Consider the following 13,955-nt stretch of genomic DNA (forward strand, 5'->3'; position numbering starts at 1 on the left):
CCTACCGCGCGATCCCAGCGAGTCGCTTCGCAAGCTCGCTTCGGGTGACGGATTTTGAGAAATACCATCCCTGAATCAGCGCCTCGGGGTATCTTTCAGCAATAAAGCGATACTGTATTTCGCTCTCTACGCCTTCGAAAACAAGCGTTTTATTCAGTTTTGCGAGGGCGTCGCTAAAAATGACAAAAATGTTCTGCTTGTAATGTTCACTGATGCCATCGACCAGCGACTTGTCGATTTTGATCTCATCATATTCAAGCAGCGAAAGCCTTGCCAGGTTTGAGTTTTGCACCCCGAAGTCATCAATGGATATTCTCACGCCAAGGTTTTTTAAATCCTTGCAGAAATCTTCCAGAATATTCCCCGTTGAAATGGCTTTTTCAGAAAGCTCGATTTTGATCAGAGAGAGCGGAATGTTATTAGCTAAACAGCTACGGCGCAAAATGCTGATAAACTGTCCGTCTTCAATTTCCGTTCGGCCAACATTGAGCGAAACAACCAGATGATATTTAATAATAAGTGGCGCGATATCCGAAAGGGATTTTTGGAGAATATTAATATAGTAATTTTTATACAGGCCAATTTTTTTGATTAATGGAATAAACAGTTCCGGGGAGACGTCACCGTATCTTGCGTCACGCCATCTCGACAAGACCTCCACACCTACAATTTTTTTATCCTCAATCCGAACAATGGGCTGGTAATGAACGCCGATAGTATTAGTGATAACAGCTTTGACCAGCGTCCGCTCCAGGGAGAACCGGTCCTCGTTGAGTCGAAAGAAAAAGAGCGTTATCGCAATCCAGATAAAACATAAAATGACCGCGAGAACGATAAATAGAACGGGAGATAACGAGGCCAGTCCCGCGTTGTGATGCTTCACAATGACGCACAAATCCCACGTGGTGCTGCACCGGGTGAGGGTCAGGGTAAACAAGGAGGAATTCAGTTCGCTCTGTTGGTTTAATTCAGGCGTAGCCGAAAAAAACGTTCTGCTTAAGTCCCTGGTGGTGGTGCTCAGAGAATAGCTCTCCGTAACCGGGGTGAATTTATCGTAAGCATAGCGGGAGGTGAAGATAATGTGATTATTATAGATGGCCGCATTGCCGGTAAAAAAATCCTTTCTCGAAAATTGCGCGAGGAGAAATCCTCTGGGCGTTTCATGGAGCTCTTCAGGAAGCGGGACAGGATTAACGAGTTTACCCCAAAAAGCGGTACAGACTATTTTTCCCTTTTCAATAAAACCGACGTCAGCGACATAGCGGCTTTCGAGCTTGACCTGCCGGTAGCGATCGAGGCTGTCTCTGTCGCATCCCTGTGTGGTCAGGTTTTTGAGCGTCTGCGCCATGCTCTGGGTCAGACTTTCTGAATGCTGTAAAAGGGTTCGGGAAATCTCAAGCTGTTTGCTTTTCTGCTGGCTCCCGATAACTGCATTAACCGCAAAAAGAGACAGGAAGACCAGAAACGCTGAAACGATAGTAACGGCAATGATCTTTTTCATTTTCCAGATACCCTGTCCGCTCCCTCATCTCTCAAATCTTATCACAGGCAGTGCAAGCTACAAGCCTGATAATAACGGCAGCCGTTATGCTTAAGTGCAATTTGTTTTCCTCTTAACCTGAGCTTTGTTACAGTGACAAGAGTTGTCAGCCAGGGATGCCAGGCGTGATAAGGTGGAAAAGCTCGTGCATGTGAAAAATACTTTTTACACAACAACCATTACCGTCATCATTGTCTCATTGATTGTTTCATTGTCGCTTGCCGTCCAGATTGCCACGTCCCGACAGCAGTCAATCCAGCAAATCAATACCAGCGTTGCCAACCTGAGCCATACCCTTAACGTCTACACGGAAGGGATCATTCGCCAAAGTGAAATGTTGATTACCACCGTTTCCGACACAATTGAAATTTATGGTATGACCCCCCAACAGGCGATCAATATTCAGCGAATGATAAGCAATCAGGATAATCTTCTTACTCAGATTAATAATGTGGTTGTCTATGATGCGCATGGGGATATCTTCACTGCATTGCACAAAAATTTTGCGGGCCCCCATAATGGCGCGGACAGGGCATTTTTTGTCTATCACAAGGAAAATAAAAGTCAGCAGATTTATATTGGTGAGCCGGTGATAAGCAGAACCAATGGTAAATGGGTTATTACTCTTAGCCGACGCCTTGAAACACACACCGGTGCATTTAACGGTGTTGTGGTGGTGACGCTGGGTATCGAAAATTTTCTGGCGCTTTATGGACAGATTAATATTGGTCACGCGGGCGTTATTGGTTTAACGACGCAAGCAGGCGTTTTACTGATTCGTTATCCCTTTAAAAATAACTATATCGGTACGATTTTTTCTGACTCACCTCTCTTCAGAAAATACCTCAAGGTACAAAATACAGGGATAGCCAGCTCTGTCTCCAGGTTTGATAAAATCGAACGCATTTATGCCTATGAGAAAAACAGGCGCTACGGACTGGTTACGACGGTAGCGGTAAGCATTGATGAAGCCCTTTCACCGTGGCGCAAGCAGGCGATTCAGCTTGCCGCACTTATTTTGGTGTTTACCGCGACGCTCATCGTGGCGTCCTGTTTCCTCTATTCCGACTTATCCAGAAAAGCACGGGATAACAAAGTGCTAAAGATTATTGCCTCGGAGGATGCGCTGACAGGGCTTTATAACAGGCGCATCTTTGATGAAAAAATCGTCTCGGAAATTGCGGCGTGTGCGGCAAAGGACGCGCCGGTTTCGCTGCTCCTTGTGGATGTGGACTACTTCAAAAAGTACAACGATAACTACGGTCATCCGGAAGGGGACAGATGCCTGGCGTTGCTGGGAAACTGCCTCAGGGAAAGTCTCACCCACGACAACCAGATTGTGGCGCGCTATGGCGGGGAGGAGTTTGCGCTGATTTTGCCTGAAACGGATATCCAGGAGGCGCTCCGCCTTGCGCAGACGATTATTCGCTATGTTTTCTCTCAGCAAATTGAACACGCGTTTAGCCCCTTCGGGCGGGTCACGGTAAGCGTAGGGGTCTCCAGTGCGCGTGCTGTCAACATCGCGGGTAGCCAGCAGAATATTATTAATGCTGCCGACCAGGCGCTCTATCAGGCAAAACGCGGCGGGCGCAACCGGCACGCTTTCGTTGGGGCTTGATCAAAAAAAAGCCCACTCATGAGTGGGCAAGAAATGAAGAATGTGAGCAATGTCGTACTGAATACCTGAGTGTTTATCTCAATTATTCAGTGTTGAGAAAGATAATCTTTCTCAACAAAAGATGCAACCCCACAGTTCTTGTGGAAGGGCATGTTGATGAAGAAATGCGCAGACTCTCTCTGTGAGGCTTATCACAAATTTCCTTTCTCAGATCCTGTGCTATCCTTTTTGTGTCGTTGATTTAATGACAAAAACCATACAGAGAGGAAAGTTATGGGAATTTTATCCTGGATTATCTTTGGGCTTATTGCGGGTATTCTGGCGAAGTGGATCATGCCGGGCAAAGATGGCGGTGGGTTTATCGTCACCATAATACTGGGTATTGTCGGCGCGGTAGTCGGCGGTTGGATCAGTACGCTGTTCGGTTTTGGTAAAGTCGATGGCTTTAACTTCGGCAGTTTCGCGGTCGCGGTGATCGGCGCGCTGGTTGTGCTGTTTATCTACAGAAAGATCAAAAGCTAATACTGAAGCGTTAAAAAGGCTGCCATATGGCGGCCTTTTTACGTAACGGGTTTACCACCAGCCAAACTGCGTGCCGGCAAACGCCACGACGGCAACGATCAACATAATGAGGGTGGTTTTTCTCATTTATGCCCCCGGAGCAGCGTAACCACCGACAAAAAACCACGCCAGAAATACCACCGCCGTTATAAAAATAACGACCGGGAAGAGGATCCCTATTCTCATATCATCACCTGTTTCGGTTTTTATAACACCGTAGAGTGTACGGGGTTAATCCATCGCGAGAAAGCCTGTTTTGCTTTTTCCTTTCTTATCCTGATACATCGCGATATCTGCGGCACGTAACGCACTGTCCGGATCGGTTACGCCGGGATCCACTTCGATAACGCCGAGGCTGGCGCCAGGATAAATGATGCTGATGCTACCCAGCCAGTATTCCCCCGCAATTCGGGCGCTGAGGCGCGTTCTGAGAAGGTGGATTTGCTCCTCATTCTCGACGTTGCTCAGAGTGGCCACCAGGAACTCATCGCCGCCCAGCCGGCCGATGATATCGTCCTGCTGTTTTTCTGCGGTCAAACGTTTGCCCACTTCAATCAGGAACTGGTCGCCTGCTTCATGCCCGTATCGATCGTTAATCAGTTTAAAATCATCCAGATCGATAAAGGCAATGATGGCGTTACGTTTCAGATGCCGCGCCAGCGAAAACAGGGTGGTCAGATCCTCAAAAATGGCGCGACGGTTGGGTAACCCTGTAAGGGCATCTGTGTAGGAGTGGGCGATAAGCGCCGCGTTGGCTTCACGGAGCTGGGTCACCAGAGACTCTTTCTGAATGTACTGACTAATCAACCCGGCGAAGAGTTTTAGCATCTGCTCGCCGCGCGCGCTGAGCGGTTTTTTTGCCGTGCTGGTGGCGCAGAGCGTACCGTAAAGTGAGCCATCGGCAAGATGAACGGGGATGCTCATATATGTGGTGATGCCGAGAGCTTTCGCCGCTTCACACTCCGGCCAACGTTCGGGGACATCGTTACTGAATAATGTGTCGCTATCCAGCGCGCGCTTACACAGCGTTTCATCCCATGGCACGCTTAACCCTTCCGGGATAGTCATCTGCTTGCTGTTTCGGGCATAGAGGATATGCTGCAGCCGGGCTGTTATATCCACCTTCGTCAGATACGTCGACTCCATGTCGGTGACGATTTCCAGCATCTCCAGCAGCTGACGAACGAGGCTTTCAAGGGATTGCTCGGTGGCAAGGGTTTCTGAAACGCGAGCGAGGATAAGATCCGACATGACGTAGAATGACTCCCAGGCAGAAGACGTCTGCATCTGCATGTTATGCTGAATTTTTAGGCTTCCGGCATAGTAAAACATGAATATAGAAAATTTAATATATGGAGAGGTAGGCAGCAGGCGGGAAAAAAAGCCCCGTTGTTGAGAACGGGGCAAAGACATCTTGATTACGGAATGATGTTCTCTGGTCAAAGTGAGAACATGCCAGACTGTAGCGTTGAAAAGTGCAGTTAGAATGGAGAAATCATGGAGAAAGCGGCGACAAGCCGTTACCCTTAGCCAATGATGATGTCAAAAGGATCAACAAGATGAGATTTCTGCTACTGGCGCTGGCGCTTCCCCTGGTTGCCTGCACCGCAAAAACAACCCCACCCGATGCCCCGAAACCGCCGCACGCCGTGGGCATGGCGAACCCGGCTTCCGTTTACTGCCTGGAAAAGGGCGGGGAACAGGTCCCGATTCAAAGCCCGCAGGGGGTCCGCACAGAGTGCAAGCTGCCCGGTGGCGAAGTGATCGACGAATGGACGCTCTATCGTCGCGATCATCCGCAACCTGCCAGGTGACAGAGGGACAGTAGCTGCGATACACTTCTCTTTAGGATTATTCTTAGCCAATTTCTGGCTACCGTTACCGCGAGAGAAGTATGTTTCAGCTTAAACCGGGCAGCGTGGCGATGATCGTCGGTGCCCGCACGGCGTCAGGCCGTCGCAATATTGGTAAATCTGTGGAGCTATTTGGTCTCTGCCAGCCCGGCCAGCGTTTCGTTAACCCGGTCAACGGCGTGATGACGCAGTTACCCGCAAGCGCGGACCGCGCGCTCTGGCTGGTGACGGGAGACGTCTACGCCTTTGATAATCAGCACGGCTTTGCGTTTGTTCGCGCCGAACACCTGATGCCGCTCACCCCGGACGAAGCTCCGCAAATTCAGGATGAGCTGACGGTCGGCTGATCACAGATGGCGCAGCCAGTCGGCTAAGACCAGAGCGTGATTCTGCTTCGTGTCCTTCGCGCCGTAGAGCAGTGTTACGGTCTGCTTTTTCGCCAGCGCCGCCAGACGCTCTCCTTCGTCCTTATGCTGCGCCAGCTCTTCCTTGTAGGCTTTAGTGAAGGCCGCGAAATCAATCGCTTCGCTATGAAAGTCCTTGCGTAACGCGCTGGACGGTGTGAGCGTTTTACACCATTCGTCATATGCGAGGTCTGTTTTTTTCACCCCACGGGGCCAGAGCCTGTCCACCAGAACCCGATAGCCATCGCCCGGGCTCGCCTGTTCATAGACGCGTTTGCACTGAATCATGATTCCACCCTCCCAATTTAAGGTATTGTGATAATTGCAGAAGATCGGTAGTCTGAGGTTCCTTATGTTATCTGATAATACTCTGGCATAAGGAACCTTTCATGGAACACCTCCCGGTTAAAACGACGCTGCGCATTGCGCTGGTTGGCGATTACAATCCTGATGTTATTGCACACAAGGCGATCCCGCTGGCCATTGACGACGCCGCCGCGGTCCTTGACCTCACCGCCGATTACGACTGGCTTGCCACCACGGAATTAACCAGTTCTGAGGATCTGGTGGGCTACGATGCCATCTGGCTGGTTCCCGCAAGCCCCTATAAAAATACCGAGGCGGCCTTTATTGCCGCACGCTACGCGCGTGAAAACAGCATTCCGTTCCTGGGCACCTGCGGTGGGTTCCAGCATGCGTTAATTGAGTATGCCCGTAACGTGCTGGGCTGGAGCGACGCGGCACATGCTGAGACGGATACCGAAGGTACGATGGTGATTGCGCCGCTGACCTGCTCGCTGGTGGAGAAAACCGATGCCATTGAGCTGCGCAATAATACGTTGATCGCGAAGGCCTACGGAAAGCCGGAAATCGTAGAGGGTTATCACTGTAACTATGGCGTATCGGCGGCGTTTGCTCAGGAACTGGAGAGCGGTGATATGCGCGTGACGGGCTGGGACGAGCAGGGGGAAATTCGCGCTGCGGAGCTGGTGACCCATCCGTTCTTTGTGATCACCTTATTCCAGCACGAGCGTGCTGCGCTGGAAGGGCGTCCGGTGGTGCTGGTGCAGGCAATGCTGCGCGCGGCGCGCGGGTAAAAAAGGCAGACCCGATGGTCTGCCACTGTGTTTATCGGGGCGCGATTTCCCGGTCGCGCCCGGCAAGTACGCCGCAGATGGCCATGACGACAGCGGCCAGCGCGCAGGCGAGAAGCGGGATCCGCCAGTCTCCAGCCGAATCGTGAATTTTACCCATCAGCGGCGGACCGCAGGCGGCGAGCAGATAACCAATAGACTGTGCCATACCGGACAACGCTGCCGCCTGGTGTGCGGAGCTGGCGCGCAGGCCGATGAACGTCAGGCCGAGGATCATCGTTGCCCCGGTACCAAAGCCAAACACCAGCGTCCACATCACCGCCATCTCAGGCATAAACCACAAACCCGCCGCGCTAACCGCGCACATCAGCCCAACCGCTCCGGCGATGGTTCGCTGATCCTTCAGGCGCTGGAGGACGAGCGGAACGGCAAGCCCCGGCACGGCCGTGGCAAGCTGTAAAAGACCGTGCACCGAGCCGGCCTGCGCTTCGCTAAAGCCATGGCTGAGTAATATGGCCGGCAGCCAGCCGATGATGACGTAATAAATCAGCGAGTTAATCCCCAGAAAGAGCGTCACCTGCCAGGCGAGTGCCGAGCGCCAGATCGCGCGGTTATGCAGCGCGCCTGCGCCCGTTACCGTTGCGACGTGTTTCTGACGCCACTGCGGCAGCCAGAGCAGCAGCGCGATCAGCGGAAACGCCATCAGCATCAGCAGCGCGCCATGCCAGCCCGCATCACCCTGAGCCAAAGGTACGATCAGCGCCGAGCCTAACGCGGCAGAGACACCCATCGTCAGGGAATAGGCGCCCGTGAGTTTTGCCACCTGACCCGGAAAGTCACGCTTAATTAAGCCGGGCAACAGCACATTCCCCAGCGCGATCCCGCAACCAATCACCGCCGTTCCGATGAAAAGCAGGGTAGCGGAAGGCAGGGAGCGAACCGCAATCCCGATGCAAATCAGCATCAGGGCGATAAACAGGCTGCGCTCCATGCCGATACGCCGGGCAACGCCTGCCGCGAGCGGGGAGACAAGAGCAAAGGCCAGCAGGGGCAGGGTGGTCAGCAGACCGGTTTGCGCCGTGCTTAAGCCATAATCAAGGCGAATAGTATCGAGCAGCGGCGCTGCGCCGGTAAAGGTGACGCGAAGCGTGGTGGCAATCATCAGAATGCCTGCGATCAACAGCGCGCCCTGTTTTCCTGAGGTGCGAAGAGCAGTAGTCATTGTGTTCTCATACGTTCAAGCGAGCGCACACAATACCGATTTTCTCAGCGGTTGAAATCAGGCTAAAATGACAGTTTATCGCTAATATCGGACAACCTGATGATTGGTCTGGGACTGGACGGCTACGATCCTGATAGCCAGCACGATGCGACCGTCGCGTTTCGCATCCGCGTGGTGACGGAAGAACAATATATTCCGCAGCATCAACACCGTAAGGGGCAGCTGATTCTGGCCCTTGGCGGCGCGATCACCTGCGAAGTGGAAAATGCGATGCTGATGGTACCGCCCCAGTATGCCGTCTGGATCCCAGGCCAAATGCCGCACAGCAACAGGGCCACGCCGGGGGCGCAGCTCTGCTTTTTGTTTATTGAGCCTGGTGCCGCCAGCCTGCCCGACCGCTGCTGCACCCTGAAAATCTCTCCCCTGGTGCGGGAGCTGATTTTATCCCTGGCGGAGAAATCACGTGAACAGCTGCATCTAGCGGCCACATCGCGTCTGGTGGACGTCTTGTTTGACGAGCTGCCGCTCCAGCGCCAGGAGCATCTGCAGCTGCCCGTCTCTCCCCACCCTAAAATCCGGCTGATGAGCGAGAAGATGGCGGAAGAGCCCGCCGCCTGGCAGACGCTGGCACAGTGGGCGAGCCATTTCGCGATGAGTGAACGCAACCTGGCGCGGCTGGTGGTCAAAGAGACCGGTTTAAGCTTTCGCCGCTGGCGTCACCAGCTTCAGCTGATCGTGGCGTTACAGCATTTGATTAGCGGGAAATCGGTGCAGCAGGTGGCACAGTCTCTGGGCTATGACTCTACCACCGCGTTTATCACCATGTTCAAAAAGGGGTTGGGCCAGACGCCGGCGCGTTACATGGCCAGCCTGACTATGACTTCCCGATAAACAGGGACACCAGCCCTGCCGCAATCAGCGGGCCTACCGGCACGCCGCGGAAAAGCGCCACGCCGAGTACCGTGCCCACCAGCAGGCCCGCCACCAGCGAGGGCTGGCTGCTCATCAGCGTAACGCCGCGTCCGCCCAGCCACGAAACAAAAATCCCCACCGCGATCGCCACCAGAGATTTCCAGTTCACAAACGAGTGCAGCAGCGTTGAGGCGGGAAGGGTGCCGCTGGCGATGGGAGCCATCACCCCGATGGTTAAAATGATGATCCCGATGGTGAGGCCTTGTTTTTCTATCCATGGGAAAAAGGTATTTAACGGGGTCACGCGCACAATAATCAGCACCAGAATCGAGATGGCGACGGTGGTGTTATGACTGATAAAGCCGAGCGCGGCGAGCGCCAGAAGAATGAGCAGAGTCGGGTCAAACATGGGGGGATCCTTGCCAGAATAATTATCCTGCTTACTGTACGCGCAAACGCGGCGGAGGACAGCGTTTAAAAGATTTTATCGCTGTCATTACCCTGTCATTTACGCGGATTAAAACGAAGGCAGGTATCGCAAAGGGATCGCCATCATGAACGATCACATGTTTGTTGAAACGCTCATTATCTCCTCATCGTTTTTCGCTATTGCCGTGATTCTCGTCGCCTCCGTGCTGTTTCTGGAAAGAAGAGGCTAGCGCCGTCACGACGACGCCTTATGGAAATTTACAAGCTCAGGACGGGCGATGCGCAGGTAATCCTGGGTGTCCATGATCACGGATTTCTCCAGTAAACCGGCGTTAAAGGCAATTTCGTCGAAACGCTCGAACAGCAGCGGGTCGGCCACCAGCGCCAAATCAGGATGGAAGCTAAAGGGCGGGATCGCGCCAAAAACGCAGGCGGTAAGGGTATCGACCTCGGCCGGGCTGGCGAGGGAGGCTTTAAGCCCGCCAAAATGGCTGGCAAGCTGGCTCAGATCGGCCTGCAGGTCGGCGGCCAGAATCGCCAGTACGTGTTTTTTAACGCCGTTGCCCTTCACCTTGCAGACCAGGGCTTTTGCCCCCTGGCGCAGATCGGTCCCGCGAATTTCACTCACCGCTTCGCATTTCCCCACCGCCTCGTGCTCCATGACGCGAAAACGCGCGCCCTGCTCGGTGAGTAAGGTAATCAGCTGATGGTGGGTACTTGTCCCCATAACGTCGTCAGTCATCACAATTTTCCCGGTGATAATCCAGTATGCAGCTTGCTACATTAGCACGGGATAAACGGGGTCGAAAGAAAACAGCCAGCGGATTCGCTGGCTGTTGGGTTATGCGTTGCTGGTAGCAGATTGCTTGTGGAACAGCTCCCTGAACACAGGATAAATATCATCCTGATCGCGGATATGCTGCATGGCAAAGTTATCGAACATGGACTGCAGATGTTCATATTCCCGCCACAGGGTTTGGTGGGCACGACGGGTGATTTCGATATAGCTGTAGTAACGCACCACCGGCAGAATTTTCTTCGCCAGGATCTCGTGACATAGCGGTGAGTCGTCGGCCCAGTTGTCGCCATCCGATGCCTGCGCCGCATAAATGTTCCACTGCGCCGGGTCGTAACGCTCTTTCACTACTTCATCCATCAGCTTCAGGGCGCTTGATACGATGGTCCCCCCGGTCTCCTGGGAGTAGAAGAACTCATGTTCATCCACCTCTTTGGCCTGGGTGTGATGGCGGATATAGACCACTTCCACGTTCTTATAGGTTCTGCTCAGGAACAGGTAGAGCAGGATGTAGAAACGCTTCGCCATATCCTTGGTGGCCTGATCCATCGAGCCGGAGACGTCCATCAGACAGAACATGACCGCCTGGCTGGAGGGTTCAGGACGTTTTTCGTAGTTCTTGTAGCGCAGGTCGAAGGTATCGATAAACGGCACGCGGTCGATCTTCGCTCTTAGCTCGGCAATCTCTTTACGCAGGCGCTCCTCTTCCAGCAGCTGCGCCGGCTCCGTGTTTTCCACGACCTTCAGGCTGCTCTCCAGCTCGCGCAGTTCGCGACGTTTGCCTGCCGTCATGGCCGTGCGGCGCGCCAGAGAATTCTGCAACGAACGCACAACGCTGATATTGGCGGGCACGCCGTTAGCGGTATAGCCCGCGCGATGGGTTTTATACTCGTTAAGCTGACGATGCTGATTCTTTTTCAGATTCGGCAGCGCAAGGTCCTCAAACAGCAGGTCGAGATATTCATCTTTCGAAATCTGGAAAACGAACTCATCCTGGCCTTCACCGTCCTGGCTGGCCTGCCCCTGACCGCTTCCTGAACCACCGCCGCCGCCCTGAGGGCGCTCAATCCTGTCGTTCTGAACGAAGTGGTCGTTACCTGGATGAACGCGATGGCGCAGGCCGCCACGCCCCTGATGAAACATCGGTTCGCTGATGTCATCGGTAGGGATGGAGACAGACTCGCCGCTGTCGACGTCGGTCACCGAGCGTTTGTTGATGGCCTCGGAGATCGACTGTTTAATTTGCGCTTTATAACGGCGCAAGAAGCGCTGGCGGTTCACCGTGCTCTTGTTTTTGCCGTTAAGACGCCGGTCAATAAACCAGGTCATATACCCCCCGTACTGCATTTGCCAACTTGCGTTTTTGTTGGCCCGGCAGGCGCAGGCGCTACCGGGCACTTGTTTTAGGACGATTTACGCACGCGCAGATACCATTCGCAGAGCAGGCGAACCTGTTTGCGGGTGTAGCCTTTTTCCATCATACGGTCGACAAAATCGTCGTGTTTCTTCTGCTCGTCGGTTGAGGTTTTGGTGTTAAACGAGATCACCGGCAGCAGCTCTTCGGTATTGGAGAACATTTTCTTCTCAATAACCGTGCGCAGCTTCTCGTAGCTGGTCCAGTTCGGATTGCGCCCGTTATTATGCGCTCTGGCGCGCAGAACGAAGTTCACAATCTCATTACGGAAGTCTTTCGGGTTGCTGATCCCGGCAGGCTTCTCGATTTTTTCCAGCTCCGCGTTCAGGGATTCACGATCAAACAGCTGGCCGGTATCCGGGTCGCGGTACTCCTGATCCTGGATCCAGAAGTCAGCATAGGTGACATAGCGGTCGAAAATGTTCTGCCCGTATTCTGAATAGGATTCCAGATAGGCCGTCTGGATCTCTTTGCCAATGAACTCGGCGTATTTCGGGATCAGGTAGCCTTTCAGGAACTCAAGGTAGCGTTCAGCCTGCTCCTGCGGGAACTGCTCGCGCTCGATTTGCTGCTCCAGGACGTAGAACAGATGAACCGGGTTGGCCGCCACTTCCGCGTGGTCGAAGTTAAAGACCCGGGAAAGGATCTTAAACGCGAAACGCGTGGAGAGGCCGTTCATCCCTTCATCAACCCCGGCGTAATCGCGGTATTCCTGGTACGATTTCGCTTTCGGGTCGGTATCTTTCAGGCTTTCACCGTCGTAGACGCGCATTTTCGAATAGATGCTGGAGTTTTCCGGCTCTTTCAGACGCGACAGGATGGAGAAGCGCGAGAGCGTTTCCAGCGTGCCCGGAGCGCATGGCGCATGCACCAGCTCACTGTGGTTAAGCAGTTTTTCGTAAATTTTGATCTCTTCGGAGATCCGCAGGCAATAAGGCACCTTGACGATGTACACGCGGTCAAGGAAGGCCTCATTGTTTTTGTTATTACGGAAGGTCACCCATTCCGATTCGTTCGAGTGGGCGAGAATAATCCCGTTAAACGGCAGGGCGGAGATACCTTCCGTCCCGTTGTAGTTCCCTTCCTGGGTCGCCGTCAGCAGAGGATGCAGCACTTTGATCGGTGCTTTAAACATCTCGACGAATTCCATAATCCCCTGGTTGGCGCGGCACAGCGCACCGGAATAGCCATAGGCATCCGGGTCGTTTTGTGCGAAGTTTTCCAGCTTACGGATATCGACTTTACCCACCAGCGCCGAGATATCCTGGTTGTTCTCATCACCCGGTTCCGTTTTTGCGATAGCGATCTGCTCCAGTATGGATGGCCACACTTTCACGACGCGGAATTTGGTGATATCACCGCCAAATTCGTGCAGGCGTTTTGCCGCCCACGGCGACATAATGGTGCCGAGGTAGCGACGCGGGATGCCAAACTCTTTATCCAGAATTTGCGCATCTTCCTGCGGGTTAAACAGGCACAGCGGATGGTCGTTCACCGGGCTGCGTTCGCCGTTGGCGCTCAGCACATAAATCGGTACGCGCTGCATCAGCGACTTCAGGCGTTCAGCCAGCGAGGATTTACCGCCGCCGACGGGGCCGAGTAAATAGAGGATCTGTTTCTTCTCTTCCAGACCCTGGGCGGCATGCTTAAGATAGGAGACAATCTGTTCAATGGCATCTTCCATACCATAGAACTCTTCGAACGCCGGATATCGGGCGACCACCCGATTCGAAAATAGACGGGAAAGCCGTGGCTCCAGGGCAGTATCAACCATGTTTGGCTCACCGATAGCCATCAATAGCCGTTCTGCCGCATTGGCATAGGCACTGCGATCTTGCCGACAAATGGTAAGAAACTCCTGCAGTGTGAACTCTTCGTCCTTGGCAGCTTCGTAGCGCTGGCGATAGTGATCGAATATATTCATGGCATGCCGTCCTTTCGTTTTTTAGCACAGGATAAGAGCCGTTCGTATGAGTAGTGGAGGCTCCCGGAAGAGAATCTCTCGCACCCCACTGCCAGAGCAGCAACCTGTGTGCCAGGTCAGACGCTAAGAACCGCAGGTGTTCAGGAAAACTCTTCTTAAATTTAAGCGTAGATGGCATTTGCCAAACT

General features: G+C 53.3%; 16 protein-coding genes. 7 read left to right on the forward strand and 9 right to left on the reverse strand.

Annotated elements, in window-relative coordinates; genetic code table 11:
- Position 1: 1 nt before the first annotated feature.
- Positions 2 to 1,501, reverse strand: coding sequence for an EAL domain-containing protein (locus DG357_RS09055; RefSeq protein WP_048959707.1), 1,500 nt, complete (start codon positions 1,499 to 1,501; stop codon positions 2 to 4).
- A 172-nt stretch (positions 1,502 to 1,673) separates the two neighbouring features.
- On the opposite strand from DG357_RS09055, the gene DG357_RS09060 reads away from it, so the two are divergent.
- Together DG357_RS09060 and DG357_RS09070 are read left to right on the forward strand one after the other, a co-directional pair.
- Positions 1,674 to 3,158 carry a sensor domain-containing diguanylate cyclase gene (locus DG357_RS09060; protein WP_224222672.1) on the forward strand — a complete coding sequence of 495 codons (1,485 nt, stop codon included), beginning with the start codon at positions 1,674 to 1,676 and terminating at the stop codon, positions 3,156 to 3,158.
- A 273-nt stretch (positions 3,159 to 3,431) separates the two neighbouring features.
- A complete protein-coding gene (locus DG357_RS09070) occupies positions 3,432 to 3,680 on the forward strand; it encodes a GlsB/YeaQ/YmgE family stress response membrane protein (protein ID WP_028012758.1) in 249 nt (82 codons plus the stop codon).
- A gap of 126 nt (positions 3,681 to 3,806) precedes the next feature.
- On the opposite strand, the gene DG357_RS09075 is transcribed toward DG357_RS09070, so the two are convergent.
- Together DG357_RS09075 and DG357_RS09080 are read right to left on the reverse strand one after the other, a co-directional pair.
- Positions 3,807 to 3,905, reverse strand: coding sequence for a YoaK family small membrane protein (locus DG357_RS09075; RefSeq protein WP_014883431.1), 99 nt, complete (start codon positions 3,903 to 3,905; stop codon positions 3,807 to 3,809).
- Positions 3,906 to 3,950: 45 nt separating this feature from the next.
- Positions 3,951 to 4,970 carry a sensor domain-containing diguanylate cyclase gene (locus DG357_RS09080; protein WP_045630223.1) on the reverse strand — a complete coding sequence of 340 codons (1,020 nt, stop codon included), beginning with the start codon at positions 4,968 to 4,970 and terminating at the stop codon, positions 3,951 to 3,953.
- 308 nt (positions 4,971 to 5,278) lie between these two features.
- Between DG357_RS09080 and DG357_RS09085 the strand changes: the two genes are divergently transcribed.
- Positions 5,279 to 5,533, forward strand: coding sequence for a putative hemolysin (locus tag DG357_RS09085; RefSeq protein ID WP_045261615.1), 255 nt, complete (start codon positions 5,279 to 5,281; stop codon positions 5,531 to 5,533).
- 80 nt (positions 5,534 to 5,613) lie between these two features.
- A complete protein-coding gene (locus DG357_RS09090) occupies positions 5,614 to 5,919 on the forward strand; it encodes a nuclear transport factor 2 family protein (protein ID WP_028012761.1) in 306 nt (101 codons plus the stop codon).
- On the opposite strand, the gene DG357_RS09095 is transcribed toward DG357_RS09090, so the two are convergent.
- Positions 5,920 to 6,264 (reverse strand): DUF488 domain-containing protein, encoded by a 345-nt coding sequence (locus DG357_RS09095; RefSeq protein WP_041910484.1) that lies wholly within the window; start codon positions 6,262 to 6,264, stop codon positions 5,920 to 5,922.
- Between the two features lie 101 nt (positions 6,265 to 6,365).
- On the opposite strand from DG357_RS09095, the gene DG357_RS09100 reads away from it, so the two are divergent.
- Positions 6,366 to 7,073: a CTP synthase C-terminal region-related (seleno)protein gene (locus DG357_RS09100; protein ID WP_028012763.1), complete on the forward strand. Its 708-nt coding sequence runs from the start codon at positions 6,366 to 6,368 to the stop codon at positions 7,071 to 7,073.
- Positions 7,074 to 7,104: 31 nt separating this feature from the next.
- Here the strand turns inward: DG357_RS09100 and DG357_RS09105 are convergent, their stop codons facing one another.
- Positions 7,105 to 8,292: a CynX/NimT family MFS transporter gene (locus DG357_RS09105; protein ID WP_028012764.1), complete on the reverse strand. Its 1,188-nt coding sequence runs from the start codon at positions 8,290 to 8,292 to the stop codon at positions 7,105 to 7,107.
- A 99-nt stretch (positions 8,293 to 8,391) separates the two neighbouring features.
- On the opposite strand from DG357_RS09105, the gene DG357_RS09110 reads away from it, so the two are divergent.
- Positions 8,392 to 9,183 (forward strand): AraC family transcriptional regulator, encoded by a 792-nt coding sequence (locus DG357_RS09110; protein WP_088205012.1) that lies wholly within the window; start codon positions 8,392 to 8,394, stop codon positions 9,181 to 9,183.
- On the opposite strand, the gene DG357_RS09115 is transcribed toward DG357_RS09110, so the two are convergent.
- Complete coding sequence (locus tag DG357_RS09115; protein ID WP_008500737.1) at positions 9,167 to 9,613, reverse strand: DUF441 domain-containing protein; 447 nt, start codon at positions 9,611 to 9,613, stop codon at positions 9,167 to 9,169. The two genes, DG357_RS09110 and DG357_RS09115, sit on opposite strands and share 17 nt — an antisense overlap.
- 145 nt (positions 9,614 to 9,758) lie before the next feature.
- Here DG357_RS09115 and yoaI point away from each other — a divergent pair, with 145 nt between their 5' ends.
- Positions 9,759 to 9,863, forward strand: a complete 105-nt coding sequence (gene yoaI, locus DG357_RS09120; protein WP_088205013.1) for a small membrane protein YoaI — start codon at positions 9,759 to 9,761, stop codon at positions 9,861 to 9,863.
- Between the two features lie 5 nt (positions 9,864 to 9,868).
- On the opposite strand, the gene DG357_RS09125 is transcribed toward yoaI, so the two are convergent.
- The 3 genes from DG357_RS09125 to yeaG form a co-directional block, all read right to left on the reverse strand.
- Positions 9,869 to 10,375 carry a YbaK/prolyl-tRNA synthetase associated domain-containing protein gene (locus DG357_RS09125; protein ID WP_028012766.1) on the reverse strand — a complete coding sequence of 169 codons (507 nt, stop codon included), beginning with the start codon at positions 10,373 to 10,375 and terminating at the stop codon, positions 9,869 to 9,871.
- Between the two features lie 99 nt (positions 10,376 to 10,474).
- On the reverse strand, positions 10,475 to 11,758 hold the full coding sequence (locus DG357_RS09130; protein ID WP_028012767.1) for a YeaH/YhbH family protein: 1,284 nt from the start codon (positions 11,756 to 11,758) through the stop codon (positions 10,475 to 10,477).
- Positions 11,759 to 11,832: 74 nt separating this feature from the next.
- Positions 11,833 to 13,767: a protein kinase YeaG gene (gene yeaG / locus DG357_RS09135; protein WP_014883443.1), complete on the reverse strand. Its 1,935-nt coding sequence runs from the start codon at positions 13,765 to 13,767 to the stop codon at positions 11,833 to 11,835.
- Positions 13,768 to 13,955: the final 188 nt, after the last annotated feature.

It is taken from the genome of Enterobacter bugandensis (genome assembly GCF_900324475.1).
GTDB classification, from domain to species: domain Bacteria; phylum Pseudomonadota; class Gammaproteobacteria; order Enterobacterales; family Enterobacteriaceae; genus Enterobacter; species Enterobacter bugandensis.

What these genes read in the sequence shown, in the direction of transcription:
- DG357_RS09125 (WP_028012766.1), bottom strand. Translation starts at nt 10,375, where the DNA reads ATGACTGACGACGTTATGGGGACAAGTACCCACCATCAGCTGATTACC.
- yeaG (WP_014883443.1), bottom strand. Translation starts at nt 13,767, where the DNA reads ATGAATATATTCGATCACTATCGCCAGCGCTACGAAGCTGCCAAGGAC.
- DG357_RS09130 (WP_028012767.1), bottom strand. Translation starts at nt 11,758, where the DNA reads ATGACCTGGTTTATTGACCGGCGTCTTAACGGCAAAAACAAGAGCACG.
- DG357_RS09055 (WP_048959707.1), bottom strand. Translation starts at nt 1,501, where the DNA reads ATGAAAAAGATCATTGCCGTTACTATCGTTTCAGCGTTTCTGGTCTTC.
- DG357_RS09080 (WP_045630223.1), bottom strand. Translation starts at nt 4,970, where the DNA reads ATGTCGGATCTTATCCTCGCTCGCGTTTCAGAAACCCTTGCCACCGAG.
- DG357_RS09095 (WP_041910484.1), bottom strand. Translation starts at nt 6,264, where the DNA reads ATGATTCAGTGCAAACGCGTCTATGAACAGGCGAGCCCGGGCGATGGC.
- DG357_RS09085 (WP_045261615.1), top strand. Translation starts at nt 5,279, where the DNA reads ATGAGATTTCTGCTACTGGCGCTGGCGCTTCCCCTGGTTGCCTGCACC.
- DG357_RS09110 (WP_088205012.1), top strand. Translation starts at nt 8,392, where the DNA reads ATGATTGGTCTGGGACTGGACGGCTACGATCCTGATAGCCAGCACGAT.
- DG357_RS09070 (WP_028012758.1), top strand. Translation starts at nt 3,432, where the DNA reads ATGGGAATTTTATCCTGGATTATCTTTGGGCTTATTGCGGGTATTCTG.
- DG357_RS09115 (WP_008500737.1), bottom strand. Translation starts at nt 9,613, where the DNA reads ATGTTTGACCCGACTCTGCTCATTCTTCTGGCGCTCGCCGCGCTCGGC.
- DG357_RS09100 (WP_028012763.1), top strand. Translation starts at nt 6,366, where the DNA reads ATGGAACACCTCCCGGTTAAAACGACGCTGCGCATTGCGCTGGTTGGC.
- yoaI (WP_088205013.1), top strand. Translation starts at nt 9,759, where the DNA reads ATGAACGATCACATGTTTGTTGAAACGCTCATTATCTCCTCATCGTTT.
- DG357_RS09090 (WP_028012761.1), top strand. Translation starts at nt 5,614, where the DNA reads ATGTTTCAGCTTAAACCGGGCAGCGTGGCGATGATCGTCGGTGCCCGC.
- DG357_RS09075 (WP_014883431.1), bottom strand. Translation starts at nt 3,905, where the DNA reads ATGAGAATAGGGATCCTCTTCCCGGTCGTTATTTTTATAACGGCGGTG.
- DG357_RS09105 (WP_028012764.1), bottom strand. Translation starts at nt 8,292, where the DNA reads ATGACTACTGCTCTTCGCACCTCAGGAAAACAGGGCGCGCTGTTGATC.